Origin of the sequence: Microbulbifer marinus (genome assembly GCF_900107725.1) — a bacterium.
Lineage (GTDB): Bacteria > Pseudomonadota > Gammaproteobacteria > Pseudomonadales > Cellvibrionaceae > Microbulbifer > Microbulbifer marinus.
In genome coordinates, this window is sequence record NZ_FNQO01000002.1 from 456,575 (window position 1) to 483,031 (window position 26,457).

A 26,457-nucleotide genomic window follows, 5' to 3' on the forward strand; every position below is an offset into this window, starting at 1 on the left:
GATGATAGCAGAAGTGCTGCCGGGGCGTCACAGAGTGCTCCGCTCCATGAAAAAACCCCGGCAGCGTCACCACTGCCGGGGTTTTTCTGGCGGGCTGGCCGATCGGCTCAGTTGCCCAGCAGGCCGCCCGAGCGCGCCATCACATGGAAGATGTAGCTCTGCTCGTTGGTGCCACTGAGCAGGTGCGCGCCGGGGCCGCGCGCCCAGATGCCGACGTCCTCACCGCCGTGGGATTCCGATGCCAGCGGCACCAGCGCTTCCTGGTGGTAGCCGGGCGCGGTGGTGTCCACATGGGTCAGGTCCTTGCGGCCGGTGTCGACGGGGTGACCGTAGCGCTCGTCGGCGTCGGTCTCGTCACCGAAATCCGCATAGCCGAAGCCGTTGCCGTAGCTGATGGTGGTGTAGGGCAGGCCGTCGGCGGCCAGGCTCGGTGCCGTCTCCGGCTGGCCGCTGCCATCGTTGCCCACCACCTTGCCGAGGATCGGGTTGCCACGCGTCGGGTAGCCGGCGATGGTCATCACGTGGCTGTGGTCCGCGGTGACGATAATCAGCGTGTCCTCGGCGCTGGTGTTGTCCATTGCCACTTGAATCGCGTTGGCGAACTCCACCGCATCGGACAGCGCGTTGTAGGCGCTGCCGGCGTGGTGGCCATGATCGATGCGGCCGCCTTCGACCATCAGGAAATAGCCGTTGTCGTTTTTCTGCAGCAGCTGCAGACCCTTCGCGGTCATCTCGCTCAGGGACGGCTCGCCGGCGACATCGTTGCCGCGGTCTGCCTCGTACTGCATGTGAGAAGAGTTGAACAGACCCAGCAGCTTGTCGGTGGCGGCAATATCGAGCGCGTCGAAGCCGGCCTGGTCCTCGATATAGGCGGAATTGGTGACGCCGTCCTCGTAGCGGCTCTGCCACTCGGTCACCAGGTTGCGGCCGTCTTCGCGCCTGCCGGCCTTGCCCTCGAGATCGGTGACACTGGTCGGCAGGAAGCCGCGGCGGCCACCGCCGAGCACCAGGTCGATGCCATCACCGGCAGCCAGCTCCACCAGCTGCGCGGCGATGTCCGTACAGCCCACCGGCGCTTTGTATTCCCAGCCGCGCTCCGGCACCTTGGCGTAGGTGGCGCCCGGCGTGGCGTGGGTGACGCGCGCAGTACTGATGATACCGGTGCTCTTGCCGAGCCCTTCGGCCAGTTCCAATGAAGTGGTCAGTTGCCGTTCGAGACTGGCCGCGCAATCGCCGCGGGCCACGTCCTCGGCGACGCTGAGTACACCGGCCTTGGTTTTGACCCCGGTGACCATCGCGGTGGCGGTACCGGCGGAGTCCGGAGTCTGCTGATTGGTGTTGTAGGTTTTGATCAGGCCGGCGAACGGCATCTTCTCGAAGCTGAGCTGGTACTCCTCGCCGTTAAGGCCCTGCTGCTGGCCGGCGAGAATGCGCGCGGCGGTGACCGTGGAAATGCCCATGCCGTCGCCGACAAACAGGATGATATTTTTCGCCGCACCGGGGGTGTTGTTGATCACCTGATCGCGCGCGCGGTCCACCGCCTGCTCGCCGTTCTGGAACCAGCTGCTTTCGCGCTGCGCCGCGGACAGGCCGAGTACCTGCTGCTCCGGCGCCGGTTCCGGTTGCGGCAGCGCGGCCATTTCGTCGGAGCCGGAATTGTCGTCACTGCAGCCGGCGACCAGTGCGGTAATCGTAAAGGCCAGGGCCAGTTTGTTGAATTTTTTCATCGTTATTTACCCCCAAATTATTCTGCGGTCACTGGCAGGCCGGTGGCACCGACCATCAGATGGAAAACTGCACTCTGTTCCAGCGTGCCCTGCACCAGCCGGGCGCCGGCGCCGATCGCGTGCAGACTGATGTCCTCGCCGGCGTGACTCTCGGAGCCGAGCGGCACCAGTGCCTCCTGGTGGAAGCCCGGCGCCTGTGTATCCACAGCGCTCAGATCCTTGCGCCCGGTATCCGCCGCGGTGTCGTAGCGGGCATCCGCATCTGTCTCGTCATCTAGGTCGGCATAACCCAGGCCGTTGGCGTAGGAAAGCGTCGTGTAGGGCAGGCCGTCCGCCGCCGCACCGGCATCCGCCAGCGGCGCGCCGTCGGCGCCATTGGTGACCATTTTGCCAAGAATCGGATTGCCGCGGGTCGGATAGCCGGCGATGGTCATCACGTGGCTGTGGTCCGCGGTCACCAGGATCAGCGTCTCGTCCAGGTTCACCCTGTCCAGCGCCGCTGCCACCGCATCGGAGAAGGCGATGGCATCGTGCAGCGCGTTGTAGGCATTGCCGGCGTGGTGGCTGTGGTCGATACGGCCGGACTCCACCATCAGGAAGTAGCCGTCGTCGTTTTTCTGCAGTACGTCGATCGCCGCACTGGTCATCTCGGCGATACTCGGCTCGTCGGCGCCTGTTGCCACGCGGTCGGCATCGTAACTCATATGGCTGCTGGTGAAGAGGCCCAGCAGCTTGTCGGTGGCGGTGAGGTCCAGCGCGGACAGGTCCGCACCGCTCTGCAGATACTGCGCCTGCTGTTCACCGTCGTAGCGCTGCCGCCATTCGCTGGTCAGGTCGCGGCCGTCTTCGCGCTTGCCGCCGGCATCGGTAGTAATGAAATTGCGGCGGCCGCCGCCGAGAATCACATCGATACCGTCGCCGAATTCCATTTCTACCAGCTGCGCGGCGATATCCTTGCAGTCGCCGTCGGCGCTGTACTCCCAATTCCGCTCCGGGCTGCGCGCGTAGGTGGCCGCCGGCGTGGCGTGGGTTATGCGCGCGGTGGAGACGATACCGGTGGATTTGCCGCGACTCTCCATCAGCTCGAGGAAGGTGTTCAGCTCGTGGCCCTTGCTGCCGGCGCAGTCGGCGCGCAGCGCAGCGCTATCAATATTGATGACACCGGCCCGCGTTTTAACACCGGTCATCATCGCCGTCATGGTGCCGGCGGAATCCGGAGTCTGCTGATTGGTGTTGTAGGTCTTGATCAGTGCGCTGTAGGGGAACTCTTCGAACGACAGCGTATTTTCCTCGCCGTCCTCGCCGCGGAGCTGACCCTCGAGAATTCTGGCCGCGGTCAGGGTGGAAATACCCATGCCGTCGCCGACGAACAGAATCACATTCTTCGCCGTCTTGTCTCTGCGGGATTCTACCGCCCGGGTTTCGACGCGGCTGTCGCCATCGGTAAACCAGGCACTGTTGCGCTGGTAATCCGGCAGGTCGGCGGCCTGGACTGCGGGAATTAACGGGAAAAAACAGCACGCGCGGAGCGCGCGGGCAAGTCGCTTTGCCATGGAAGATCTCCGGTACTCGTTTATTTGCCGTGCATTAGAGTCCGGGAATATGACGCGGGAGTGACGCGGAAATTACGTGCCGGTTAAGGTTGCGCGACCGGCAGCATGAATTTCTCGTTGAGAAAACTATTGCTTTAGCGCGTTTTAATTAGCAATCAGCCGATAATTTTTACCGCGCTCTCATCCGGGTCGCGGCCCTTGCCGGCCGCGCGCAGGCGCTGCAGATACTCATCCCAGTTTTTTGCGTAGTTTTTGCCAAGTTCGCGCAGGTATTCCCACGTATAGATGCCGCTGTCGTGGCCATCGTCGAAATTGATCTTCAGCGCATAGCGCCCGGCAGTCTCGACGCCATCGATACCGACATGCAGCTTGCCACTGACCAGCACCGGTTCGGCGCCGCCGTGGCCACGCACCTCGGCGCTGGGAGAGAAGACGCGCAGGTACTCCGCCGGCAATGTGTATTCGCCATCGGCGAATACAATCTGCAGGCTTTTCTCTGCGCGGTTGAGACGAATTTTTTGCGGTTTCATCTACAGGATAAAGCGCGACAGGTCTTCGTCCTGGGCCAGCTCGCCGAGGTGGCTGTCGACATAGGCCCCGTCGATGGTCACCGTCTTGCCGTTGTCGCCGGCGTCGAAGGAGATTTCCTCCAGCAGGCGCTCGAGCACCGTGTGCAGGCGGCGCGCGCCGATATTTTCGGTGCGCTCGTTGACCTCGAAGGCGACCTCGGCAATGCGGCGGATGCCGTCGTCGGTGAACTCGAGCTGCAGACCCTCGGTGGCCAGCAGCGCCTTCTGCTGTTCGGTCAGCGATGCCGACGGCTCGGTGAGGATGCCCTGGAAGTCCCCGGACGTCAGCGAGTCCAGTTCCACGCGAATCGGCAGGCGCCCCTGCAGTTCCGGAATCAGGTCGGACGGCTTGGACAAGTGGAAGGCGCCGGAGGCGATAAACAGTATGTGATCGGTCTTGATCATGCCGTACTTGGTGGTGACGGTGCTGCCCTCGATCAGCGGCAACAGGTCGCGCTGCACGCCCTCGCGGGACACGTCGGCGCCGCCGGTTTCCTGTCGCTTGGCCACCTTGTCGATCTCGTCGAGGAACACGATGCCGTTTTCCTCCGCGGCGCGTATCGCGCGGGTCTTCACGTCCTCATCATTGACCAGCTTGGCCGCTTCCTCGTCGGTCAGCTGCTTCAGCGCCTGCTTCACGGTGAGCTTGCGCTTCTTGGTCTTGCCCTGGGACATATTCGAGAACATGCCCTGCAGCTGGTTGGTCATCTCCTCCATGCCGGGAGGCGCCATGATTTCCACCCCCATCGGCGCGACCGACATGTCGATTTCGATCTCCTTGTCGTCGAGCTGGCCCTCGCGCAGCTTCTTGCGGAACATCTGGCGGGTGCTGGAATCCTTGTCGCCGGGTTCGGTGGAACGCGCCGGCGGCAGCAGCGCGTCGAGGATACGGTCCTCGGCGGCATCCAGGGCCCGCTGCTCGACCCCGGCCATGGCCTTCTCGCGCTCGAGCTTCACCGCCATTTCCACCAGGTCGCGAACGATCGATTCCACATCGCGGCCGACATAGCCCACTTCGGTGAACTTGGTCGCCTCGACCTTGATAAAGGGCGCGCCGGCCAGCTTGGCCAGGCGGCGGGCGATCTCGGTCTTGCCGACACCGGTGGGGCCGATCATCAGGATATTCTTCGGGGTGATTTCCGCGCGCAGATCCTCGCTGACCTGCATGCGCCGCCAGCGGTTGCGCAGCGCAATGGCCACGGCGCGCTTGGCGTCCTGCTGGCCGACGATATGGCGGTCGAGTTCGTGGACGATTTCGCGGGGGGTCATCTGGGACTGGGACATAGAAACTCTCGGTAGCAAATTCGCTTTGGTCTGGTCACCGCTCCATACAAGCGGTTGCAGTGGCGGCGACGCACTGGGCCGAGGATTTCAAAACCGCTGTGAATACATCCCTGTACGCTCTGTCGGAAACGTCCGTGTTTCCGACAGTTTTGAAACCCTCGCCCCAGCACGCCTCCTTCAATTCGGGTTGCAGTACTTCGTCAGTAACTCAGTTCTTCAATAGTGTGATTCTGGTTGGTATAGACACAGATATCGCCGGCAATCTTCAGACCCTGCTCGACGATGGTGCGCGCATCCAGCTCGGTATTCTCGAGCAGCGCGCGGGCGGCCGACTGGGCGAAGGGGCCGCCGGAACCAATCGCGATCAGGTCGTCCTCCGGCTGGATCACGTCGCCGTTGCCGGTAATGATCAGGCTGGCGGTGGCGTCGGCTACGGCCAGCAGCGCCTCCAGCCGGCGCAGGGCGCGGTCGGTGCGCCAGTCCTTGGCCAGCTCGACGGCGGCGCGGGTCAGCTGGCCACCGTGGGCCTCCAGCTTGGCCTCGAAACGCTCGAACAGCGTGAAGGCATCGGCGGTACCGCCGGCGAAACCGGCGATCACCTTGTCGTTGTGCAGGCGGCGCACCTTGCGCGCATTGCCCTTCATGATGGTGTTGCCCATGGAGACCTGGCCGTCGCCGCCGATCACGACTTTGCCGTTGCGGCGGCAGGAGAGAATGGTGGTTCCGCGATACTGTTCCACTGAAGGCCTCTTGGATAGTTGGCTCGTGCTGCAGCAGGCGCCGCGGGCGGCTTCTGCCAGGAGAACTCTGTAAGTGTGGTCGGCGGGGCGGAATTTCAATACGGGGCGGGCAAATGCCTATAATGCGCGCGTTCTAACTCCTGTGGAGTATTGCATTGGCTTCCCTTTCGTCGCGCTACTACACCCCCGTGTTCGCGCTGATCATGTCCTGCCTGATGTCGCTGCTGATGTCCGGGGTCATCACCTTTATCAACACCGGACTCGACGGCGGCTTCGCGCTGCGCTGGCTGCGCGCCTGGCTGGTGGCGTGGGTGGTGGCGTTTCCGCTGGTCTCGGTGATCGCGCCGCTCGCCCACCGGCTGACGCGCAGGCTGGTGCAGACGACGGAGCTTTGAGGAGAGGACTGCAGCCGGTCAGGTCTTGGCCGGGCGCTTCAGTACCAGCGGCATCAGCTTGTGATCGGCCAGTATTTCGCGCGCCTTGGCGACGCGGGAGCGGCTGGAATAAGGGCCGACCAGTACCCGGTGCCAGGTACCGCGGCTGTCGGTGGCGGTTTCCACTTTCACGTCCAGGTTGGCCAGGGTCAGCTGCGCGCGCAGCCGCTCGGCCTCGGCCGCATCGCGGAATGACGCCGCCTGCAGTATGTAGACCAGCGGCGCCTCGCTGCGCGCACCGCCAGAAGTCGCGTTGGAGCTGGTAGGGGAAGAAGTGTCAGCTGTGCCGTTGTGCCGCGCCGGCTTGGCGCTTTTCGGCGGCGGTACCGCCACCTCGTTTTCCTGCAACAGGGTGTAGAAATCGAAGCGCGGCGCGTCGGACTTGTCCTCCGCCTGCTTGGCCGGCGGCTGGCGTTTGGCGACAGCGGCAGGCTTGCCGTCCTGCTTGAGTCCGTTCAGGAAGATCATGAACACCACGAAGCCGCCGACAAAATTGCCCAGAACAAACCAGACCCAGGCGGGCTTGCCTGCGGAACTGCTGTTGCGGCGACTGGCATTGCGACGGCTCATGGAATGCTCTTCCCTGTTCTTCTAAATCTTTCGGTCGGCAGAGCGGAATTGTAACGCCATTCGCCGCCGCCGCGGTGGCCGGAATGCAAATTCACGCCCGACGCTTATGAAAGTTCCTGCGCATCCATATCTACCGCCCAGCGCAGGCGGCGATTCTTGTAACCCTCCGCCCACTGACAAAAGCGTGCGAGCAGCGGCTGTAACTGGCCGCGCTTTTCCGCGGTGATCTGCACATAGAAGCGGAAGCGCCCGGACTTGCGCTCCAGCAGCGCCGGTACCGGCCCCAGGTACTGCAGCTCGGGCGACGGCGGTGCCAGCGCCTGCATCTGCGCGCGCGCCTGCTGCAGGAATTCCTCCGCCCAGCGCGGCTCCTCGCATTCGGCGCGCACCAGCGCCATCGCCCGCAGTGGCGGCAGCTGGGCGACGGCGCGATCGCGCAGCAGCTGGCGAGCGTAGGCGCCGTAGCCCTTTTCCAGCAGTAGCTGCAGCAGCGGGTGTTCCGGGTAGCGGCTCTGCACCAGCACCCGACCGGCCAGGTCACCGCGGCCGGCGCGACCGGCCACCTGTTCCAGCAGTTGGCCGGTGCGTTCGGCGGCGCGGAAGTCGGCGCTGAACAGGCCGCCGTCGGCATCCTGAATCACCACCAGGGTCACCCGCGGCAGGTGGTGGCCCTTGGCCAGCATCTGCGTGCCCAGCAGCAGGCACGGCTTGCCGTCGCGGGCCGGCGCCAGCAGGCGGTCGAGTGCCTGCTTGCTGGCGGTGGTGTCGCGGTCGACACGGATTACCGGAAAATCCCTGAACGTGTGGGTAAGGAAGTCTTCACTGCGCTCGGTGCCGCCGCCGAGGGCGGACAGGGAGCGGCTGTGACACTGGGGACAGCTGTCCAGCAGCGGCCGGCGGTAGTCGCAGTGGTGGCAGCGCAGCTGGCGCTGCCGCCGGTGCATGGTCAGCTTGCTGGAGCAGTAGGGACAGTCGGCCAGCCAGCCGCAGTCGTCGCAGGCCAGCGCCGGCGCGAAACCGCGCCGGTTGATAAACACCAGCGCCTGCTCGCCCCGCGCCAGGGTCTCGCCGATATGGCGCAATACCTGCGGCGCGAAACCCTCCTGCAGCGGCTGACCGAGGGTCGGCACCACATGAATCTGCGGCGGGCGGGCGTTGCCGGCGCGCTGCCGCAGGCGCAGGTGCTGGTAACGGCCCGACAGCGCATTGTGCAGACTCTCCAGTGACGGTGTGGCCGAGCCGAGCAGCACCGGCACACCGGCGTTGCGCCCCAGCACCACCGCCAGGTCGCGGGCGGAGTAGCGCACCCCGTCCTGCTGCTTGAAGGAACCATCGTGCTCCTCGTCGACGATCACCGCGCCGAGGCGCGGCAGCGGCGTCAGTATCGCCGAGCGGGTGCCGATGACGATATCCGCCTGGCCGGCCGCGGCAGACAGCCAGGCCTGGGCGCGCTCGCCCTCGGCGAGGCCGGAGTGCAGCGCAGCGATGCTGTGGCCGGGGAACCGCGCGGCGATACGGCGCAATGTCTGCGGCGTCAGACCAATTTCCGGTACCAGCAGCAGCGCCTGGCGGCCCCCGGCAAGCACCTGCGCCATCAGACGCAGGTACACCTCGGTCTTGCCGCTGCCGGTGGTGCCCTCGAGCAGGGTCGCGGAGAAGCGATCGGTGGCGACGGCGGCCAGTACCTGGCGCTGCTCTTCATTCAGTTCGGGCGGCGGCGTGGGTTCGGCCGGGGGCAGCGGCGGCGGCACGGTAGGGCCCGCGCTCCACTCGACCAGGCCGCGCTCGGCCAGCGCGCGGACAATAGTGCTGCTATGACCCAGCGCCTTCAGCTGGGTGCGGCTCTGCCGGCCCCTGCTCAACAGCAGCTGCAGCAGCGACTGCTGCTTGGGCGCGCGGGCGAGGGCGGTTTCGGGCAGGCCCTTGCCGTCGGTGGTCAGTTCGAGCCACTGTTCGGCCCAGTGATCGGCGGGCTTGCCCTTGCGCAGCGCCGCGGGCAGGGCGGCGGCATAGATCTCGCCCGCCGGCGCCTGGTAGTAGCCGGCGGCCCAGTTCAGGAAGTCGCGGCTGCGCCGATCGAACAGCGGCTCGCGGTCGATCTGCTCCAGCGCCGGCTTCAGCTCGGCGAGTGGGGACTCACTGACCACGTCCACCAGCACCGCCACCAGCTTGCGCCCGCCGAAGGGCACCCAGAAGCGCTGGCCCGGCGCGACAGCGGCGCTATCCACCCCTTCCGGAGGCAGGTAGTCAAACAGGCGCCGCAGCGGCACAGGCACCGCCAACCGTAGAATTACGCTGTGTTTGACCGCTTGTTGCTGCACCCCGCCCCTCGTACATCCTGAAAGTAAAGGGCGCTAGTGTACTGCTTCACGCTAAATGGCGCTTACAGAGCTCCCCAAATTGTTCACAGCAAGGCGCAGCTCGCAGGGAATGGTGCGGCCCTTTCCAAGAGCTGCAACGCGGCTGTGGACAATTTGGGGAGTTCCCTTCGGGCGGAACGCTGAAAGTGCCATTTAGCGTGAAACAGTACACACGAGTATTTGCGCTTGAACCGCCACGCTAATCTGATAGTATGCGCCGACTTTTTAAACAGCCCGGAACCATTCCGGTTCCTGCACCAACGACGGCTCCGTGCTCGGCAACAGATCGGGTGGCGGATTCGAAAGAGGCAACCATGAAAGCAGATATCCATCCGAATTACGTCGACGTTACCGCTACCTGCTCCTGCGGCAACTCCATCAAGACTCGCTCCACCCTGGGCAAAGACATCCAGCTGGACGTGTGCTCCCAGTGCCACCCGTTCTACACCGGCAAGCAGCGCGAAGCGAGCACCGGCGGCCGCGTGGATCGCTTCAAGAAGCGTTTCGGCAGCCGTATCGCCAAGTAAGTCCGCACCGCGCTACCGAGCGCCACGCAGTGACTACCGCAAGAAAGGCACCCTGGGTTTCCCTCGGTGCCTTTTTTCATGCCCCGCTGCTGGCACTCCTGTGCGGCCTGCTGCTGGCCCTGCCCGCGGCCGCGGACTGTGTCCTCGGCGACGCGGACGAGCGGGTCGCGCTCGACCGGGTGCTGGACGGCGACACGCTGGTACTGCGCGATGGCCGCCACCTGCGCCTGATCGGCGTCAATACACCGGAACTCGCCAAGCGCGGGCGCGCGGCCCAGCCGCTGGCGCGGGAGGCGCGGGAGTTCACCCGCCAATTCCTCACCGGCGGCGAGATCACAATCGCCTACGACCGCGATCGCCACGATCGTTACGGGCGCCTGCTGGCCCACGTCTACAACCACCGCGGCGACAGCCTCGAAGCGGCGCTGTTGACCGCGGGGCTGGCCTTTCATATCGCCATAGCCCCCAACCTGACCCTGGCGGAATGCCTGGCGCAGCGGGAACAGAGTGCGCGGCGCCGCGGCCTCGGCGTCTGGGCCCCCGGCGTATGGCCGCTCAAGCGCGCCGCGGATGTGCGCCCCGGCGACGGCGGCTTCGTACTGCTGCGCGGCACCGTGCGCGAAGTGGACCGCAACCGCTACCTGTGGCTGGAGCTGGACGGTCCGGTGGCCCTGCGCCTGCCCTTAACCGATGCGGCCGGGACCGGGGATTTTGGCCAGCTCAGGTGGCGCAATTGGCAAGGGGCGCAAATCGAAGTGAAAGGCTGGCTTGTGGACCGGGGCGAGAAATATTCATCTCGGTTTCCGCAAAATAAGCGCTGGTTTATTGCGGTAGACTCGCCCCTGACCCTTTCTATTAGTAGGAATTAACGGTCCCGTTCGTTTTTTGCACTTGTGGCAACAAGGCGCTGTCGGTTATTCTCTGGCCCCCGCAGTAACCAGGGCGGAATCCGCAGAGACTCCCCCGCTGTATTCGAGAGACCATTCCCAACATGACGGAATCATTGCGCCAGGCCGCGCTGGACTACCACGCGCTGCCGACACCCGGCAAGCTATCGGTAGAATTGACCACCCCCGCCCAGACCCAGGAAGACCTGTCCCTGGCCTACAGCCCGGGCGTCGCCGAACCGGTGCGCGAAATCGCCAAGGATCCGGAAGCCGCCTACCTGTATACCGGCAAGGGCAACCTGGTGGCAGTGATTTCCAACGGCAGCGCCATCCTCGGCCTCGGCAACCTGGGCCCGCTGGCCTCCAAGCCGGTAATGGAGGGCAAGTCGCTGCTGTTCAAGCGCTTCGCCGATATCAATTCCGTCGATATCGAGGTCGACGCCAACAGCCCGGAACAGTTCATCCAGACCGTAGCCGCCATTGCCAACACCTTTGGCGGCATCAATCTCGAGGACATCAAGGCCCCCGAGTGCTTCCATATCGAGGAGGCGCTGATCGAGCGCTGCCCGGTGCCGGTATTCCACGACGACCAGCACGGCACCGCGATCGTCACCGTGGCCGGCATGCTCAACGCGCTGGAAATCCAGGGCAAGAAGATCGACGAAGTGCGCATGGTATGCCTCGGCGCCGGCGCCGCCGCCACCGCCTGTTGCAAGCTGATGCTGGCTGCCGGGGCGCGGAAAGAGCAGATCACCATGGTCGACAGCCGCGGCGTAATTCACTCCGGGCGCACCGACATCAATGCCTACAAGGGCGAGTGGGCTCGGGATACCGAAATGCGCACGCTGGACGACGCCATCGAGGGCGCCGACGTATTCCTCGGCGTCTCCGGTCCGGACCTGCTGTCCGCCGAGCAGCTCAAGCGCATGGCCGATCGCCCGGTGGTGTTCGCCTGCTCGAACCCGAACCCGGAAATCAAGCCGGAGCTGGCCTATAGCGTGCGCGACGACCTGATCATGGCCACCGGCCGCTCGGACTACCCGAACCAGGTCAACAACGTGCTCTGCTTCCCGTTCATCTTCCGCGGTGCGCTGGATGTACGCGCGACCCGCATCAATGAGGAGATGAAGCTGGCGGCGATTGAGGCCATCCGCAAGATCGCGCACCTGCCGGTACCGGACTCCGTGCGCGCGGGTTACGGCGGTATCGAGCTGAGCTTCGGCGCCGACTATATCCTGCCCAAGCCCACCGACCCGCGCCTGCTGCCGGAAGTGGCCGCGGCCGTGGCCCGCGCCGCGGTGGACAGTGGTGCGGCGCGGCTGCCCTATCCGCAGCACTACCCGCTCGAGGCCCAGTAGGCCGCACCGCCCCTGCGTCTCACCCCGCAGGGGCGGGCATTGACCGCACCCTGCCGGCACGTCTCCTTGAGCCGCAGTGCCCCCCTCGCTAAACTGCCCTTCTGTTACAGCATCAAAGTTGTCCTACCCCATGAGTCACGTCTACGTGCTGACCAACCAGCACCAGCAGTTTCTGAGCAAAAGTAACGAGTGGATCGACGGCCGCGAAGCCAACCGGCTGTTTCGTAGCGAATACAAGGATGTCGCCATCAACCAGATGTTCGAAGCCAATACCCGCGATGTGAGCCTGCGCATCGAGCTGCTGCAGTGCGAACTGAATCCCAAGGGCCAGCCGCTGATCCCCGATGAGGCGCTGGGGGAGATCCAGCTGGTCGCCGAGGCGGAAACTGCCCAGGGCACCCCGGAGATAGAGCCGGGTACGCCGCCGGAGCTGCCGCCGGAGAGCAACCCCGAAGTGGGCCCTGAACAGGCACCCGAGGTGGAACCCGAGGAGGCTCCGGAAGTCACACCGGAAGAGCCGCCGGAGATCGAACCGGAACAGCCCGGCGAGGACGCCGAACAATCCGCATCCGCCGCCCGCGCCGCGAGCTGAACCAGTCGCGCACGCGGCTTGAGATTGGCGTCGCCGACCCCATATCGCCCGAATTCACGGCGCAATAAACGACGCCGGCAGTGCAAAGTGCCTACAGCCCCCCGCCAAGGTGCCTAAGGCCCGAACAAGGAGTCCCGAGTGCCCATTTCTCACCTGGCCGCGCTGGCCCAGCCGAACACGCTGCAACTGCTGAAGGGCATTCGCCGCGGCATCGAGAAGGAAAGCCTGCGGGTCGCACCGGACGGCTCCCTCGCCCAGACACCCCATGGCGAGAGTCTCGGTTCCGCGCTGACCCACGACAGCATCACCACCGATTTTTCCGAGGCACTGCTGGAATTCATCACGCCGCCGGTAGCGACACCGGAAGAGGCACTGCAGATCCTCGATCGCATACACCGCTACACCTACGGCCAGATCGGCGACGAGCGCCTGTGGGTCAACAGCATGCCCTGCGTGATCGGCGCCGACGCGGATATTCCGGTGGCCCGTTACGGCAGCTCCCACAGCGGCAACATGAAGACCGTCTACCGCCTGGGCCTCGGCTTGCGCTATGGCCGCGCGATGCAGACCATCGCCGGTATCCACTACAACTTTTCCGTGTCCGATGATTTGTGGAAATGGCTACACGAGCACGAGGGCAGCAGCGAGGACCTGCGCGACTTCAAGACCCGCCGCTACTTCGACCTGATCCGCAATTTCCGCCGGCACTACTGGCTGCTGATCTACCTGTTCGGTGCCGCACCGGCGGTGTGCGCCTCATTTGTTGAAGGCCGCGAGCATCACCTCGAGCCGTTCAACGGCGACGAGCGCAGCCTGCACGCCCCTTACGCAACCTCACTGCGCATGGGCGACCTGGGTTACAACAGCGACGCACAGCAGTCGCTGATCGTCTGCTACAACGATCTGCCCAGCTACCTGTCCACGCTGTGTGCGGCGATCAGCCGTCCCTACGGGCCCTATCACGAACTGGGGGTCAAAGACGCGAGCGGTCATTACCAGCAGCTGTCCACCGGGCTGCTGCAGATCGAGAACGAATTCTATTCGCCGATCCGGCCGAAAAACCCGGCCAAGATGGGCGAGACCGCACTATCGGCACTGGACAATCGCGGCGTCGAGTATATCGAGGTGCGCTGCCTCGACCTGAACCCCTTCGCGCCGCTGGGTATCGACGCCCAGCAGATGCGCTTCCTCGACAGTTTCCTGCTGCACTGCCTGCTGCACGACAGCCCCAAGACCGACGATGCCGACTACCGCGCGACCCAGGAAAACCAGAACCGCATCGTCTACCGCGGCCGCGATCCGGAACTACAGCTGATTCACAACGGCGGCGAACTGAAACTGACCGACTGGGCCACGCGCCTGCTGGAACAGATGGAGCCCATCGCCGAGCTGCTCGACGGCGCCTGGGGCGGCGACGACTACCGCCGCGCGGTCGGCGTGCAGCGCGCCAAGGTGAAAGGGGAAATTGCCACCCCGGCCGCCCATGTCCTCGCGGAGATGAAAGCCCACGGACAGAGCTTCTTCCAGTGGGCCGCGGACAAGGCCGAACAGCACCGCCAGTACTTCCTGGAGCGGCCGCTGGACGCGGATACCCAGCGGGAATTCCAGCAGCAAGCGGAGGAATCACTGCAGCGACAGCGGCAGATCGAGGGCGCGGACACGGGCACTTTCGAGGACTTTCTCGGCCGCTACTATGCTCAGTACATCTTCTGTCAGAGATAGCCGGGCGGACACGTCGCCATGAGGCGCCCGTGAACTACCTGGCCCACCTGCTGCTCTCCGGTTCCGACCCGGACTGGCGCCTGGGCGGCCTGCTCGGGGATTTCGTCAAGGGCCCGCTGAGAGGCGAGCGCCCCGCGGCGATAGAGGCCGGCATTCGCCTGCACCGCCGCATCGATGCCACCACCGACGCCCACCCCGCCTATCGCGACGCACTGACCCGGCTGGACCCGCGCTGGCGGCGTTACGCCGGCATCTTGCTGGATATCTGGTTCGATCATCTGCTCAATCGCCAGTGGTCGCACTGGCACGATCAACCGCTGGAAAGCTTCTGTGACCAATGTTGGCAGGACTTTCACGCTCGCAGTCGGTATATTCCGCCGCGCGCGCAGGCGTTTATCGCCCGCGCCGAGCAATTTAAACTGCTGCAGAGTTACGGAGACGAGCAGGTCATTGCGCGCACACTCGAGCGCGTCGGCCAGCGCCTACGTCGACCGGTGCCACTGCACGAAGCACTGCCGGAGCTGATCGCCGCCCGGACAGTACTGGAACACAATTTTAATTATCTATTTACCGACTTGAATCGCGAAGCCGCCAGGTTTCGACAGCAACACACAGTCAATAAATAGCAGCGAATAAATAGCCGGACCCGAATTAATCATGAGCCTACCCAACCCGCGTATTACGTTTTTGCTGGTTTTTCTCGCCGTAGTTTTCCTGCTCGGCGCCGCCTTTTATCTGGAATATGTGCGCGGGCTGGAGCCCTGCCCGCTGTGCATCACCCAGCGGGTGATGCTGCTGGGCGTGGGCCTCGTGTCCCTGATCGCCTTTGTGCACAACCCGGACACCATCGGTCGACGCTTCTACGGCCTGCTGGTTTCGCTGTGGGGGATGGGTGGCCTGTACTTTGCCGGGCGCCAACTGTGGCTGCAGAGCCTGCCAGCTGACCAGGTACCGGCCTGCGGCCCGGGCATCACCTATATGCTGGACGCCTTTCCGCTGGCCGATGTGATCAAGACACTGCTCACTGGCGACGGCAACTGCGCCGAGATCCAGTGGACCCTGATGGGACTCAGCATCCCCGGCTGGGCCGCGGTGGGCTTCGCCGGTCTGATTTTATTCGGCGGCTGGCAGGCATTCCGCAAGCACTGATAATTTTTACGGTGGCCATGGCCACCGTTGTCTTTAACGGCACACAACAGAATGGATTCCTTTCGCCTGCGCGACGTCGCGCACTGGCTCGCCGGAGCGGCGATCCTGCTCGGCTGCGAACGGCTCGGCCGCACGATCAGTGAAGCCTTAGCGCTGCCGGTACCCGGCTCGGTGCTGGGCATGCTGCTGTTGCTGCTCGCGCTGATGGTCTACGGCCGCGTGCCGCGCGGGCTGGCGCAAGTCAGCGAACAACTGCTGCGGCTGCTGGCACTGCTGTTCCTGCCCGCGGCCGTCGGCGTCTTTTATCTGCGCGACCTCTCCGCCCAGGACTGGCTCGGGCTGCTCGCCGCAACCGTGGTCGGCACGCTGGTGAGTCTCACACTGTGCGCGCTGCTGCTGGCAAGGCTGCTGAAGCGGGCGGACAGGGAGGGCGTCGATGACTGAGCTGCTGCACAGCCCGCTGTTCGCGCTGCCTCTGAACCTGTGCGCCTTCCTGCTCGGCGTCGCCATCTATCGCCGCAGCGGCACCGCGCTGCTGCACCCGATCGTCGGCGCCAGCGCACTGGTTGCCGCGGTGCTGTGGCTCCTGCAGATCCCCTATGCCGATTACCAGCAGGCCAGCGGCCTGTTGTACGCACTGCTGGGTCCGGCCGTGGTTGCACTGGCGGTGCCGCTGAAACAGAACCTGGCGATCATCCGCCGCGCCGGCTGGCCACTGGCGGTGACCCTTGCGGTCGGCGCCTTGCTGGCACCGGTAGTCGCGGTAGTGGTGGCGCTGCTGCTGGGGGCGGCGAAACCGGTATTGCTGGCGCTGTCCGGCAAATCCATCACCACGCCCATAGCGCTGGCACTGGCGGAAAAAATTCATGCGGCCCAGAGCCTCACCGCGGGCATAGTGGTATTTACCGGCGTGGTGGGCGCGGTGGCCGGACCGCCGCTGCTGCAGCGGCTGAACATCCGCGATCACCGCGTGCTCGGCTTTGCGCTCGGCATCAACGCCCATGCCGTCGGCACCGCGCGGGCACTGGAAATCAGTGCGCTGTGCGGTGCCTTTGCCGCGCTGGCGATGGGCCTCTGCGGCGCGCTGACGGCCATCGTCCTGCCGCTGTTTCTCGCCCCCTGAGACCGTACTTGTCGCCGCCTTGAAGCGCGACCGCTGCGTCAATAAAGACGCGGTGAACCACCTAGTTTTTACGGTCACGTTACCCGCGGTAATCTGGCGTAGATTGCGCTTTTCACCTTGCTGCCGGCGGGGGAATCTCCTATCTTGCATAGGCCTGTTGAGAACAATGAATGTTCTGGCGCAAGCGGTAACAGAAACAAAAGGAAGCTTGGAGATGCTGGAAAATTGTAAGTCGGCGCGCGAACGCTGGGGTGGCGTGAGCGAGATCATCGATCGCTGGTTGCACTCGCGGCAGTCGCTGCTGGTGCGCTTCTGCAGCCTGTCGGAAAAGAAGGAATTTGCCGAGCGCGACAGCGAGACGGAAGAAAATGTACGCCAGCTGTGCCAGCTGCTGGTGGACTATGTTTCCGCCGGCCACTTTGAAGTCTACGAACAACTGATTCGCGAAGGTCAGGAGTTTGACGACAAGAAAGGCCTCGAACAGGCGCGCGAACTTTACCAGCATATCGATACAACCACGGACATAGCGGTCGACTTCAACGACAAGTATCAGGAGACCGACGACCTTTCCAGCCTGGTACAGGATCTCAGCCAACTGGGCGAGGCACTGGAATCCCGCTTCAGCTCCGAGGATCAGATGATCGCGCTGCTGCACACGGCGCACAAGAATCAACTGGCCTGACGGCCAATTCACAGCGGTAAATTCCCGGGGCGAACATCCAGTTCGCCCTTTTAGTTTGCGGTGCCGGCAGTCGGCAAAAAGAAAGGGCGATCAACCGATCGCCCCTCTGTTCGCTAGCCGCTGCAGGAAATCAGCTTACTGCTGCTCGGCTTCTTCCTTCTTCTCTTCGGCGCCTTCGGCGGGCTTGTCTTCCGCAGCCTCATCGCCACCGACATTGGCCTTGTGCAGCTCCACTTCGAAAATCAGTGTCGCGTTGGGACCGATCAGACCACCGGCACCACCCGGTCCGTATGCCAGTTCGGAAGGGATATACAGTTCCCACTTAGCGCCTTCTTTCATCAACTGCAGCGCTTCGGTCCAGCCCTTGATCACGCCATTGACCGGGAACTGTACCGGCTCACCGCGGGCGTAGGAGCTGTCGAACTCAGTCCCATCGATCAGCGTGCCCTTGTAGTCCACTTCGACGGTGCTGTCGGCACTCGGGGTGTCGCCGCTGCCCTCGGTGATCACTTTGTACTGCAGACCTGAGTCAGTGGTCACCACGCCTTCTTTCTTGGCGTTTTCTTCCAGGAATGCCTTACCCTCTTGCAGGTTCTTGTCGGCACTTTCCTTGAACTCTTTCTCTTGCTTGGCCAGCATCTCCTGCTGCTTCGCCTGCATCTTCTCCTGGAACACGGCGATGACCTGCTGCTTATCCTCATCGGACAGGCGCGACTCGCGACCACTGGCTACGTCATTGAGAGCCATCAGCACGACCTGGGGATCCAGTTTTACGTCCTGGGTCTTCAGGCGGTTGGCCATGTCTTCCGCGATGATATAGCTGACCTTCTTCTCCTGGGAATCCAGGGCAACCTCGGCACCTTCTTTGGACTCCTGTTTGTTACAGCCGGTCAGCGCGAGGCCAAGGGCAACTGCTGCAGCCAAAGGGTATTTATTCATGGGTCTTTTCTCTTTGTCCGTAATGCATTTGTTGATTCGCGCCTGACCTGGGGCCAACGCCGCTGATGGCTTCTCAAGCAATTCTGAGCCCTCCGCAATCCAGGCGGGCCGCTGCATTCGCCAGTGCCTCGCAAGTCTAACCTATGGTGACTGACGCTGCACACCAGTGGCGCACACAGTGTGCAAGGCACCATATTTACTCAATAGTTCCCGCGCTGTTTGGCAAAAATCTGCAGCGATCGCTTTTTTTGCCCGGTTGTGGCATACATTTTTTAAAGAAACAGCGCTATTATCGGCCCTCCACCGGCAGTTGTTGCAGAAATTTCAGGGGTGGTCTGTAACTTCCCAAACAGCTGCTCAGTGCGTGAATCTGTTTCAGCGGCGCCGACCGCACTAATGCCGGGTCCACACTGCCCGGACGCGCTCATCGATAATAAACGTCAGGACATTTACTCATGGCTGCCAAACGAAAAGCTGTCAATCCGGTCGCAGAACTGGAAGCACAAATTGCCAAGCTCACCACACAACTCGACAAGGCTCGCACCAAGCAGGTCACCGACACCGGTAAAGCAGTTCAAAAGGCCGGGAAAGCGCTGACCGCCGCCAAGGACAAACTGGCGAAAGCCAAGACCAAACTGAGCCAGGCGCGCGCCGCGGTTAAGAAGAACAAAACCGCAGCTGCGCAGAAACGCGTGGATACCGCCAAGGCCAACGTCGACAAGCTGACCGATGCGCTACAGCAGGCAACGGACGCAGCGGCCGAAGCCAAGCAGGCGGAAGCGGCCGCCAAGATGGAACTGAAACTCGCGGAAACTATCAGCAAAGCCGCCGCCAAAGCGGAGAAGGCTGCAGCGGGTAGTAAGACCAAGAAGAAAAAGGCGGGCGCCAAAAAGGCCGCCAAAAAGACCGCAACTGCGAAAAAAGCGACGGAGAAGAAGGCCGCGGCAACCAAAGCGGCGCCGAAGAAGGCGGCAAAGAAAACCACCGCGAAGAAAGCCACCACCAAAAAAGCGCCGGCGAAAAAGGCCAGTACAGCCAAAGCGCCGACCGAAAAAGCAGCCAAGCCCGCAGCCAAGAAAGCGCCGGCGAAGAAAGCCGCAACCCAAAAGCCGGAAGCCAAGAAGGCTGCAGCGCCGAAACCCGCCGAAACCAAGCCGGCCGCACCTGTAGAGAAGAAGCCGGAAACCGCTCCGTCCGAAAGTGCGCCGATTATGGGCAAGACACCCGAGGCGCGCCCGTTTGGCACTCCGGCGGAAGCAGAGAGCAAGCCGGTGGAAGCGCCCAAGCCGGCGCCGACCATTACCCCGGCAACCCCAGCCAACAGCCTGTTCTCCAGGGAAAACTCTGGCGACGAGTAATCGCTAAGTTAGATTGGCTTTGTAGCTCTCGATCAGGCCCGCCCAGCGGGCCTGTTCTTTTTGCAGCAGACCGTATTGCTGCCCCGCCAGCTCCAGCGCCGGACGATCTTCCGGCCAGCTTTCACTGTACAGTCGCCACAGCGCGGCCAACTGCAGCTGCTCCAGCTTCAATTCATAGCGTTTACAGCTCTCATAGAGACCCTGTGTGCGCGGTCGCATTCGTCCCAGCCAGCGGCGCAGCCGGCGTACACTCATAATCATGCGCCGCCGCGGTGCCAGGCCGCGATCGGCCACGCGCCAGCTCTCCTCACTCAGCTGGCGCCCACAGGCGGTGGCGTAGCTGGCCCACAGCATCAGGCACACGTCTGCGCCTTTGTAATCCTGGCAATCCAGCAGAAACTGCTGCACATCGTCGTGGCGATAGAAATCCACACTGAACTGCCACAGGGGATTGTTCAGTGAATCGGGCGGCGGAGAAGATGGAGGTGCGGTTTTTGTCACGTTAGAATCCCGGGCCGGCGGAAGGCGCAGGCAAGCTCCGCCGCACTCTGTTGTGTCGAATAGCCTAGCATCCATCGACTTGCGCGTAAGAGGTTTTTTCTTTGATCAATTTGCAAGGCGTCTCCCTGCAACGGGGCGGGCGCGAACTGCTGCACGATGCGGACTGCCGCATCTTCCCGGGCCACAAGGTCGGTATTATCGGCGCCAACGGCTGCGGCAAGTCGACCCTGTTCAAGCTGTTGCTGGGCCAGCTGGAGAGCGACAGCGGCCGGGTAGAGGTGCCGGCGGGCTGGCGCATTGCCCATATGGCGCAGGAGGTGGCGGCGAGCGAACAGAGCGCGCTGGACTACGTACTCGACGGCGACAGCGAACTGCGCCAGCTGCAACAGCGGCTGGAACGCGCCGAGCGCGGCGATGGCGACAGCGACGGCCACCAGCTGGCCGAGTTGCACGAGCGCATGGCAGCCATCGACGGCTACAGCGGCCCGGCGCGCGCGGCGCAGCTGCTCGACGGCCTGGGTTTTTCCCACGCCGACCAGCAGAAGCCGGTGCGCAGCTTTTCCGGTGGCTGGCGCATACGCCTGAATCTCGGCCGCGCGCTCATGTGCCCGGCCGACCTGATGTTGCTCGACGAACCTACCAACCACCTGGATCTGGATGCAACCCTGTGGCTGGAGCAGTGGCTGCAGCGCTTCCCCGGCACCCTGCTGATCATCTCCCACGATCGCGATTTCCTCGATGCCGTCGTGGACGGCATCGTCAGTTTCGAGCAGCAGCAGCTGGTACTGTACAGCGGCAACTACAGCGCCTTCGAGCGCGCCCGCGCCGAGCGGCTCGCACAGCAACAGGCGCAATATGAGAAGCAGCAGGCGGAGCGCGCGCACATGGAGAATTTCGTGCGCCGCTTCCGCGCCAAGGCCACCAAGGCCAAGCAGGCGCAGAGCCGCCTGAAAGCGCTGGACCGCATGGCACAGATAGCCCCGGCGCATATCGATTCGCCATTTCGTTTTTCCCTGCCCGCGGCGGACAAAACCTCCGACCCGCTGATCGATCTGCGCAATGCGGATATCGGCTACGGCGATAAGGTCGTGGTAAAGAAGGTACAGCTGGGTATACAGCCCGGGCGGCGTATCGGCCTGCTCGGCCCGAACGGCGCCGGCAAGTCATCCCTGATCAAGACACTGGCCGGCGAACTGCCGCCCGTGAGCGGCGAGCGACTATGCGGCGAACACCTGGCCGTGGGTTACTTTGCCCAGCACCAGCTCGAGGCGCTGGATGCAGCCGCGTCGCCGCTGCTGCATCTGCAGCGGCTGTCGCCGGATGCGAGCGAACAGTCGCTGCGCGATTTTCTCGGCGGCTACGGCTTTGCCGGTGACCGGGTGTTTGAGACGGTAAAAGGCTTTTCCGGCGGCGAAAAAGCACGGCTGGCACTGGCCATACTCGCCTGGCAGAAACCCAACCTGCTGCTGCTCGACGAGCCCACCAACCATCTGGATCTGGAGATGCGTCACGCCCTGACCCTGGCGCTGGCGGAATTTCCCGGCGCCGTCGTGCTCGTCTCCCACGACCGCCACCTGCTGGCCAATACTGCCGACGAATTTATTCTGGTGGCCAATGGCCGCGCGGAGCCGTACGCCGGCGACCTGGAGGACTACAAGCAGTGGCTGCTGAGCTTCAATCGCGACAAGAAACGCCGTGACGAAAATGCGCAGGAGCAAACGGAAGATGGCGGCAAGCCCGCCGAGGACAGGAAGTCACAGCGGCGCGCCGCGGCGGCACTGCGCGAACAGCTGAAGCCCCTGACCAACAAGCTCAAGAATGTCGAGCGCGAGATGGCCCGCGCGGAGAAGGCGCTGGCAGAACTGGAAAGCAAGCTCACCGATGAAAACCTCTACAGCGGTGGCCAACAGGACGAGATAGCCCGCCTGAATCGCGAACAGTCGCAGCAGCGCGAGAAACTGGAGGAGCTGGAAATGCAGTGGCTGGAAATTTCTGAGCAGATCGAGGTAGCGCAGGGAGACGGCTAAAACGCGACATCGGCAGTGAGTCGAGACGCGCCGCTATAACGGGCAGCCGTCTTCATTCACGGCCGTGCCCAAGGGTGTATTGGGGCAGCGATCCAGGTAGCTGGGCACGCCGTCGCGGTCCGAATCGACGGGGCAGCCGTCACCCTGCACACTGACCCCCGGTGGTGTCTGCGGGCACTGATCCGCATCGTCGAAGACACCATCGGCGTCGCGGTCGCGCCACACCGTCGGATACTCGATCCACTGGTAGCCGATACTGACGCTGACGAAGGCGTCCAGTCCGCCTTCCTCCACACCCTGGAAAGCGCGCGCGTCGGCGCGCGCCTGCCAGCGCGGTCCCAACCGGTATTTGACCCCCAGACCGACGTTGGCCATGGTCTGCCGATCGTGCCAGTTGAAGAAATCGTCGGGAGAATCGTCGAATTCCACCCGGATCTCGCCGGCACCGAAAGCCACATATGGCTGCCAGCAGAAGTTGCCACAGAACTGGCCACCGAACTGGTAGAGCAGATCCAGGTGGTAGTTGTAGACGTCGACTTTCTCATCGATGTCTTTGAGACTCGCACTGAAATAATCGACCACCCCTTCCATGGCCCAGCGATCGGTCATCATGAAACCGAAGCCACCACCGCCGCCGGTCGTGTCCCTGAGCTTCAATCCCTGGAAGGGGGTGCCATCGAGCCGGTCGCCGTCGAACCAATAGCGGCCGCCGTTCAGGTACAGCGTCAGGGTTCCTTCGAGGTCGGCGGAGACGCCGCTACTGCCGAGGCCAAGTGACAGAAATATGACGGGAATAAGCGCGCGATGCTGGCCGCGTATTGTCATTGTTAGCTCCGGAAGTTCCTTTTACCGGGGTCGGGTCTGATTGAAGATAGCAGACATTTTCACAGCCCAACGGCGCGCCAGCGCAGGGCGGCGGCCCCGAGCAATGGCACGGGCACCAAAAAGGTATTCACGTAGGAGCAGTGGGGGACAGGCCCGCCGGCAGCGATGACAGGAATGCTGCTGCCGCGGCCGACGGGGCGGCGGTTTTAGCGCCGCCGGTAGAGCAGATCCCAGACGCCGTGGCCGAGGCGCTGGCCGCGGCGCTCGAACTTTGTCTCGGGACGGAATGGCGGGCGCGGCGCATAGTGGTTTTTGCCGGCGGTATTTTCCAGCATCTGTTCCGCCTCCAGTACCTCCAGCATGTGTTCCGCGTAATTTTCCCAATCGGTGGCCATATGCAGCAATCCACCGGGCTTCAATTTGCTGCAGATCAGGCGCACGAATTCCGGCTGCACGATGCGGCGCTTGTGGTGCTTTTTCTTGTGCCAGGGATCGGGAAAATACAGCTGGAAGCGATCCAGCAATCCGTCGGCGATACAGTCGTTCAGTACATCCACCGCGTCGGCCATATAGACGCGCAGGTTCTTCACTTCGGCCTTGCCGGCATTGTTGATCAGCCGGCCGACACCGGGCGGGTGTACTTCGATGCCGATAAAATCCTTGTCCGGTTCCGCCTCGGCCATCGCCAGCAGCGAGTCACCCATACCGAATCCGATTTCAAGCACCAGCGGTGCCTCGCGGCCAAACACTTCTCGCGGCTTCAGCGGTCCACCGAACAGGGACAGGCCGTAGTCACCCCAGTAGTTGTCGAACGCGCGGCGCTGCCCCTCGGTCATACGCCCGGCGCGAATCACATAGCTGCGGATGGATTTTTTCTTGTACTCGGTGCGGTAGGGAAAGTCCTGCGCGGATTCATCTTGCATTATTCGCGACCTCGTATGCGAATGCGATATCGATAACTATTGTAGGAGCGACGCGTCGCACTCCAGCCGTGTAAATTTATTTGGAAAGAGTCAGCGCGGCGAAGAGCAGCGCCACCCAGCCGCCGATCATCAGCAGGCCGCCGAGCGGCGTGACCGGTCCCAGCCAGCGCGGGCCGCCGAAAGTCAGGCCGTAGAGGCTGCCGGAAAACAGCAGTACGCCCAGCGCAAACAGTGCGCCACTGGTCAGCAGCGACGTGCGCGCACCCCAGTGCTGCATCAAAAGTGCCACCCCGAACAGTGCCAGCGCGTGGACCATCTGGTAATGCACGCCGGTCTTGTAGGCCTCCAGCAGGTTCTCCGCGACTTTGCCGCGCAGGCCGTGCGCACCAAAGGCACCCAGCATTACCCCGGTGGCGCCGAACAGCGCCGCAATCGACAGATAGAGTTTGAACATCGTGCTTCCGTTTATCCTTGTTCCGGCCGGGCCGGCGAGCGGGAAGGGTGCTACACAAATAAAAAAACCGCGCGACTGCGCGGTTTTTCACCGAAGTCAGAGTGCGTGCGATCAGGCTTCCATGGCCACGCGCACTTTCTTCATCGCGTTCTTTTCCAGCTGACGGATGCGTTCGGCGGAAACGCCGTACTTGTCCGCCAGCTCATGCAGGGTCGACTTCTCTTCGGACAGCCAGCGCGCCTGGATGATATCGCGGCTGCGCTCGTCCAGCTGCTCCAGCGCGGCGGCCAGGCTATTCAGGTTGGTCTCCTGCCAGTTGTCCCGTTCCAGCTGTGCGGCCGGGTCGAAACGGCGATCCTCCAGGTAGTGAGCCGGCGCCTGCCAGGCGGAGTCGTCATCGTCATCGACGCCGGCATCGAAGGCGGCGTCGTGAGCGGCCAGGCGACCCTCCATTTCATGGACCTGGGACACGTCGACGTTCAGGTCTGCGGCCACGGCCTTGGCTTCGTCATTGGTCAGCCACGCCAGTTTCTTCTTCTGCCCACGCAGGTTGAAGAACAGCTTGCGCTGCGCCTTGGTGGTGGCGATTTTGACGATGCGCCAGTTGCGCAGGATAAATTCGTGAATCTCGGCCTTGATCCAGTGCACCGCAAACGACACCAGGCGCACGCCCTTTTCCGGGTTGAAGCGCTTGACCGCCTTCATCAGGCCGACGTTGCCCTCCTGGATCAGGTCCGCCTGGTTCAGGCCGTAACCGGAATAGGACTTGGCGATATGCACGACGAAGCGCAGGTGCGACAGCACCAACTGGCGCGCGGCGTCCAGGTCTTCGCGGTAGTAGAGGTCTTCCGCCAGACGCTTTTCCTCCTCCGCGGACAGCACCTCGAAGCTGCTGACCGTCTGGATATAGGCACCCAGGTTGGCGCCCGGAGACAGCATATGTACTGGCTGTAGACTGGTTCCCATGCAGGTCTCTCCTCAGACTATTCTTTTGCCGGTAGTCACTCACCGGACGCCGCCGGCTCTGGGTCCGGCGACAAATTGGCCTCAGTGTAGCACTTGCGCAACCGCCTTAGGAAGTCCGCAAGCCGGCGCAATGCGTTGAATTCCGGGCCTTTAGAGCGGTTATCCACAGGTCCGGTTCCGCACCCGGCGCCGAGTTTACAATTCTTTATCCGACCAATTGGTCATTTTGGTTCTATCGCCTTGATATGGCGCGCCACGGCCAGCCAGGCGCCGATCAGCCCGAGCAGCGCGGCGCCGGCCGTCAGCCCCAGCAGATAGGTGATGCCGGGACCGCTCAGGCTGTAGGCACTGCCATAAGACGACGACAGGCCGGCCACCGGACCCGCCAGCAGCGCGACACCGGTCGCAACCAGCAGCCAGGCCAGCAGGCCGCCGAAGAAGCCGTAGCAAATACCGCTGTACAGGAAGGGCCGGCGCACGAAGGCGTCAGTGGCGCCCACCAGCTTGACCACCAGTATCTCTTCGCGGCGATTCTCGATATGCAGGCGGATGGTGTTGACCACCACCAGCAGCACCCCCAGTGCCAGCAGCAGCGCGAGACCGGCGGACAGGCGCTTGCCGAGCTCGGTCAGCTGCGCCAGGCGCTGCACCCAGGCCATATCCAGCACCACCGAATCGGTCATGGCACTGTCGCGCAGCCTCTGCGCCAGAGACTCCAGTTGCTCGCCGGATACATCCCGCGGCCGCAGCAGCAGTACCGCGGGCAGCGGATTGGCGCCGAGCCCCGCGAGCGCGTCGCCGAGACCCGAGGCCTGCTGGAACTCGGCCAGCGCGTCTTCGGGCGAGATATAGGTGACCTCGGCAATCGCCGGATCCGCGCGCAGCTTGTCGGCAAAGGACTGCACCGCGCTGTCGCGGGCCTCCTTGTGCAGGAATACCGAGATCTGCGGCTGGCCGTCCCAGCCCGCGACGGCGCGCTGGAAATTTACCAGGCCGAGCTGCAGGGAGGCCGGCAGCGCCAGGGCGATGGCAATCACCAGCGCGGTCATGGCACTGGCCAGCGGCGTGGCGAAGAAACGCCGCAGGGACTCGGCGGCCATCTCCCGGTGGTGGCTGAGCCAGCTGTGCCAGCGGTCGCCGACACCGGTATGTGCGGTCACTGCACCGGCGGTTCTCCTGGGCTCAGG

At 63.5% G+C, this 26,457-nt stretch carries 27 protein-coding genes; 13 read left to right on the forward strand and 14 right to left on the reverse strand.

The window, feature by feature from the left end:
- Window positions 1-107: 107 nt before the first annotated feature.
- The 5 genes from BLW36_RS09890 to hslV all read right to left on the reverse strand — a co-directional run bounded on the left by BLW36_RS09890 (window position 108) and on the right by hslV (window position 5,873).
- Window positions 108-1,727, reverse strand: coding sequence for an alkaline phosphatase (locus BLW36_RS09890; protein WP_091387784.1), 1,620 nt, complete (start codon window positions 1,725-1,727; stop codon window positions 108-110).
- A gap of 17 nt (window positions 1,728-1,744) precedes the next feature.
- Entirely contained in the window at window positions 1,745-3,280 is a 1,536-nt protein-coding gene (locus BLW36_RS09895) for an alkaline phosphatase (RefSeq protein WP_091387786.1), read from the reverse strand.
- Between the two features lie 155 nt (window positions 3,281-3,435).
- Window positions 3,436-3,810: a gamma-butyrobetaine hydroxylase family protein gene (locus BLW36_RS09900; protein ID WP_091387788.1), complete on the reverse strand. Its 375-nt coding sequence runs from the start codon at window positions 3,808-3,810 to the stop codon at window positions 3,436-3,438.
- The gene (gene hslU, locus BLW36_RS09905) at window positions 3,811-5,133 is read right to left on the reverse strand and encodes an ATP-dependent protease ATPase subunit HslU (RefSeq protein ID WP_244506211.1); all 1,323 of its coding nucleotides are present in this window, start codon (window positions 5,131-5,133) and stop codon (window positions 3,811-3,813) included.
- Between the two features lie 200 nt (window positions 5,134-5,333).
- Window positions 5,334-5,873: an ATP-dependent protease subunit HslV gene (gene hslV / locus BLW36_RS09910; RefSeq protein WP_091387790.1), complete on the reverse strand. Its 540-nt coding sequence runs from the start codon at window positions 5,871-5,873 to the stop codon at window positions 5,334-5,336.
- Between the two features lie 155 nt (window positions 5,874-6,028).
- Between hslV and BLW36_RS09915 the strand changes: the two genes are divergently transcribed.
- Complete coding sequence (locus BLW36_RS09915) at window positions 6,029-6,268, forward strand: DUF2798 domain-containing protein (RefSeq protein WP_211567178.1); 240 nt, start codon at window positions 6,029-6,031, stop codon at window positions 6,266-6,268.
- A gap of 18 nt (window positions 6,269-6,286) precedes the next feature.
- On the opposite strand, the gene BLW36_RS09920 is transcribed toward BLW36_RS09915, so the two are convergent.
- A complete protein-coding gene (locus tag BLW36_RS09920; RefSeq protein WP_091387792.1) occupies window positions 6,287-6,877 on the reverse strand; it encodes an SPOR domain-containing protein in 591 nt (196 codons plus the stop codon).
- 104 nt (window positions 6,878-6,981) lie between these two features.
- Window positions 6,982-9,198 carry a primosomal protein N' gene (locus BLW36_RS09925; RefSeq protein WP_091387794.1) on the reverse strand — a complete coding sequence of 739 codons (2,217 nt, stop codon included), beginning with the start codon at window positions 9,196-9,198 and terminating at the stop codon, window positions 6,982-6,984.
- 353 nt (window positions 9,199-9,551) lie between these two features.
- Between BLW36_RS09925 and rpmE the strand changes: the two genes are divergently transcribed.
- The 10 genes from rpmE to rsd all read left to right on the forward strand — a co-directional run bounded on the left by rpmE (window position 9,552) and on the right by rsd (window position 17,277).
- Window positions 9,552-9,764, forward strand: a complete 213-nt coding sequence (gene rpmE, locus BLW36_RS09930) for a 50S ribosomal protein L31 (RefSeq protein ID WP_091388643.1) — start codon at window positions 9,552-9,554, stop codon at window positions 9,762-9,764.
- A gap of 29 nt (window positions 9,765-9,793) precedes the next feature.
- Entirely contained in the window at window positions 9,794-10,633 is an 840-nt protein-coding gene (locus BLW36_RS09935; RefSeq protein ID WP_170833181.1) for a thermonuclease family protein, read from the forward strand.
- Between the two features lie 122 nt (window positions 10,634-10,755).
- Entirely contained in the window at window positions 10,756-12,009 is a 1,254-nt protein-coding gene (locus BLW36_RS09940; protein WP_091387799.1) for a malic enzyme-like NAD(P)-binding protein, read from the forward strand.
- Between the two features lie 130 nt (window positions 12,010-12,139).
- A complete protein-coding gene (locus tag BLW36_RS09945; protein ID WP_091387802.1) occupies window positions 12,140-12,601 on the forward strand; it encodes a hypothetical protein in 462 nt (153 codons plus the stop codon).
- 138 nt (window positions 12,602-12,739) lie between these two features.
- Window positions 12,740-14,323 carry a glutamate--cysteine ligase gene (gene gshA / locus BLW36_RS09950; protein ID WP_091387804.1) on the forward strand — a complete coding sequence of 528 codons (1,584 nt, stop codon included), beginning with the start codon at window positions 12,740-12,742 and terminating at the stop codon, window positions 14,321-14,323.
- Between the two features lie 29 nt (window positions 14,324-14,352).
- Window positions 14,353-14,949, forward strand: coding sequence for an acyl carrier protein phosphodiesterase (locus tag BLW36_RS09955; RefSeq protein WP_091387806.1), 597 nt, complete (start codon window positions 14,353-14,355; stop codon window positions 14,947-14,949).
- A gap of 31 nt (window positions 14,950-14,980) precedes the next feature.
- Window positions 14,981-15,472, forward strand: a complete 492-nt coding sequence (locus BLW36_RS09960) for a disulfide bond formation protein B (RefSeq protein WP_091387808.1) — start codon at window positions 14,981-14,983, stop codon at window positions 15,470-15,472.
- 51 nt (window positions 15,473-15,523) lie between these two features.
- Entirely contained in the window at window positions 15,524-15,916 is a 393-nt protein-coding gene (locus tag BLW36_RS09965; RefSeq protein ID WP_091387810.1) for a CidA/LrgA family protein, read from the forward strand.
- Window positions 15,909-16,595: an LrgB family protein gene (locus BLW36_RS09970; protein ID WP_091387812.1), complete on the forward strand. Its 687-nt coding sequence runs from the start codon at window positions 15,909-15,911 to the stop codon at window positions 16,593-16,595. Before BLW36_RS09965 ends, BLW36_RS09970 begins: the two co-directional genes overlap by 8 nt.
- Before the next feature lie 214 nt (window positions 16,596-16,809).
- On the forward strand, window positions 16,810-17,277 hold the full coding sequence (gene rsd / locus BLW36_RS09975; protein ID WP_091387814.1) for a sigma D regulator: 468 nt from the start codon (window positions 16,810-16,812) through the stop codon (window positions 17,275-17,277).
- A gap of 135 nt (window positions 17,278-17,412) precedes the next feature.
- On the opposite strand, the gene bamJ is transcribed toward rsd, so the two are convergent.
- A complete protein-coding gene (gene bamJ / locus BLW36_RS09980; RefSeq protein WP_091387816.1) occupies window positions 17,413-18,216 on the reverse strand; it encodes a BamJ family beta-barrel-assembly machinery protein in 804 nt (267 codons plus the stop codon).
- Between the two features lie 455 nt (window positions 18,217-18,671).
- Here bamJ and BLW36_RS09985 point away from each other — a divergent pair, with 455 nt between their 5' ends.
- Window positions 18,672-19,574 carry a histidine kinase gene (locus BLW36_RS09985; RefSeq protein WP_211567179.1) on the forward strand — a complete coding sequence of 301 codons (903 nt, stop codon included), beginning with the start codon at window positions 18,672-18,674 and terminating at the stop codon, window positions 19,572-19,574.
- Between the two features lie 3 nt (window positions 19,575-19,577).
- Here the strand turns inward: BLW36_RS09985 and BLW36_RS09990 are convergent, their stop codons facing one another.
- Entirely contained in the window at window positions 19,578-20,075 is a 498-nt protein-coding gene (locus BLW36_RS09990) for a TIGR02444 family protein (protein WP_244506212.1), read from the reverse strand.
- A 101-nt stretch (window positions 20,076-20,176) separates the two neighbouring features.
- Here BLW36_RS09990 and BLW36_RS09995 point away from each other — a divergent pair, with 101 nt between their 5' ends.
- Window positions 20,177-22,102, forward strand: coding sequence for an ATP-binding cassette domain-containing protein (locus tag BLW36_RS09995; RefSeq protein WP_091387820.1), 1,926 nt, complete (start codon window positions 20,177-20,179; stop codon window positions 22,100-22,102).
- Window positions 22,103-22,135: 33 nt separating this feature from the next.
- Here BLW36_RS09995 and BLW36_RS10000 read toward each other — a convergent pair whose 3' ends face one another.
- The 5 genes from BLW36_RS10000 to ftsX form a co-directional block, all read right to left on the reverse strand.
- Window positions 22,136-22,927 carry an outer membrane beta-barrel protein gene (locus BLW36_RS10000; protein ID WP_091387823.1) on the reverse strand — a complete coding sequence of 264 codons (792 nt, stop codon included), beginning with the start codon at window positions 22,925-22,927 and terminating at the stop codon, window positions 22,136-22,138.
- Window positions 22,928-23,133: 206 nt separating this feature from the next.
- Window positions 23,134-23,850, reverse strand: coding sequence for a tRNA (guanosine(46)-N7)-methyltransferase TrmB (gene trmB / locus BLW36_RS10005; protein WP_091387825.1), 717 nt, complete (start codon window positions 23,848-23,850; stop codon window positions 23,134-23,136).
- Between the two features lie 76 nt (window positions 23,851-23,926).
- Window positions 23,927-24,304 (reverse strand): DUF423 domain-containing protein, encoded by a 378-nt coding sequence (locus BLW36_RS10010; RefSeq protein ID WP_091387827.1) that lies wholly within the window; start codon window positions 24,302-24,304, stop codon window positions 23,927-23,929.
- Between the two features lie 111 nt (window positions 24,305-24,415).
- A complete protein-coding gene (gene rpoH / locus BLW36_RS10015; protein ID WP_091387828.1) occupies window positions 24,416-25,270 on the reverse strand; it encodes an RNA polymerase sigma factor RpoH in 855 nt (284 codons plus the stop codon).
- A 221-nt stretch (window positions 25,271-25,491) separates the two neighbouring features.
- The gene (gene ftsX / locus BLW36_RS10020; protein WP_244506213.1) at window positions 25,492-26,430 is read right to left on the reverse strand and encodes a permease-like cell division protein FtsX; all 939 of its coding nucleotides are present in this window, start codon (window positions 26,428-26,430) and stop codon (window positions 25,492-25,494) included.
- Window positions 26,431-26,457 lie beyond the last annotated feature (27 nt).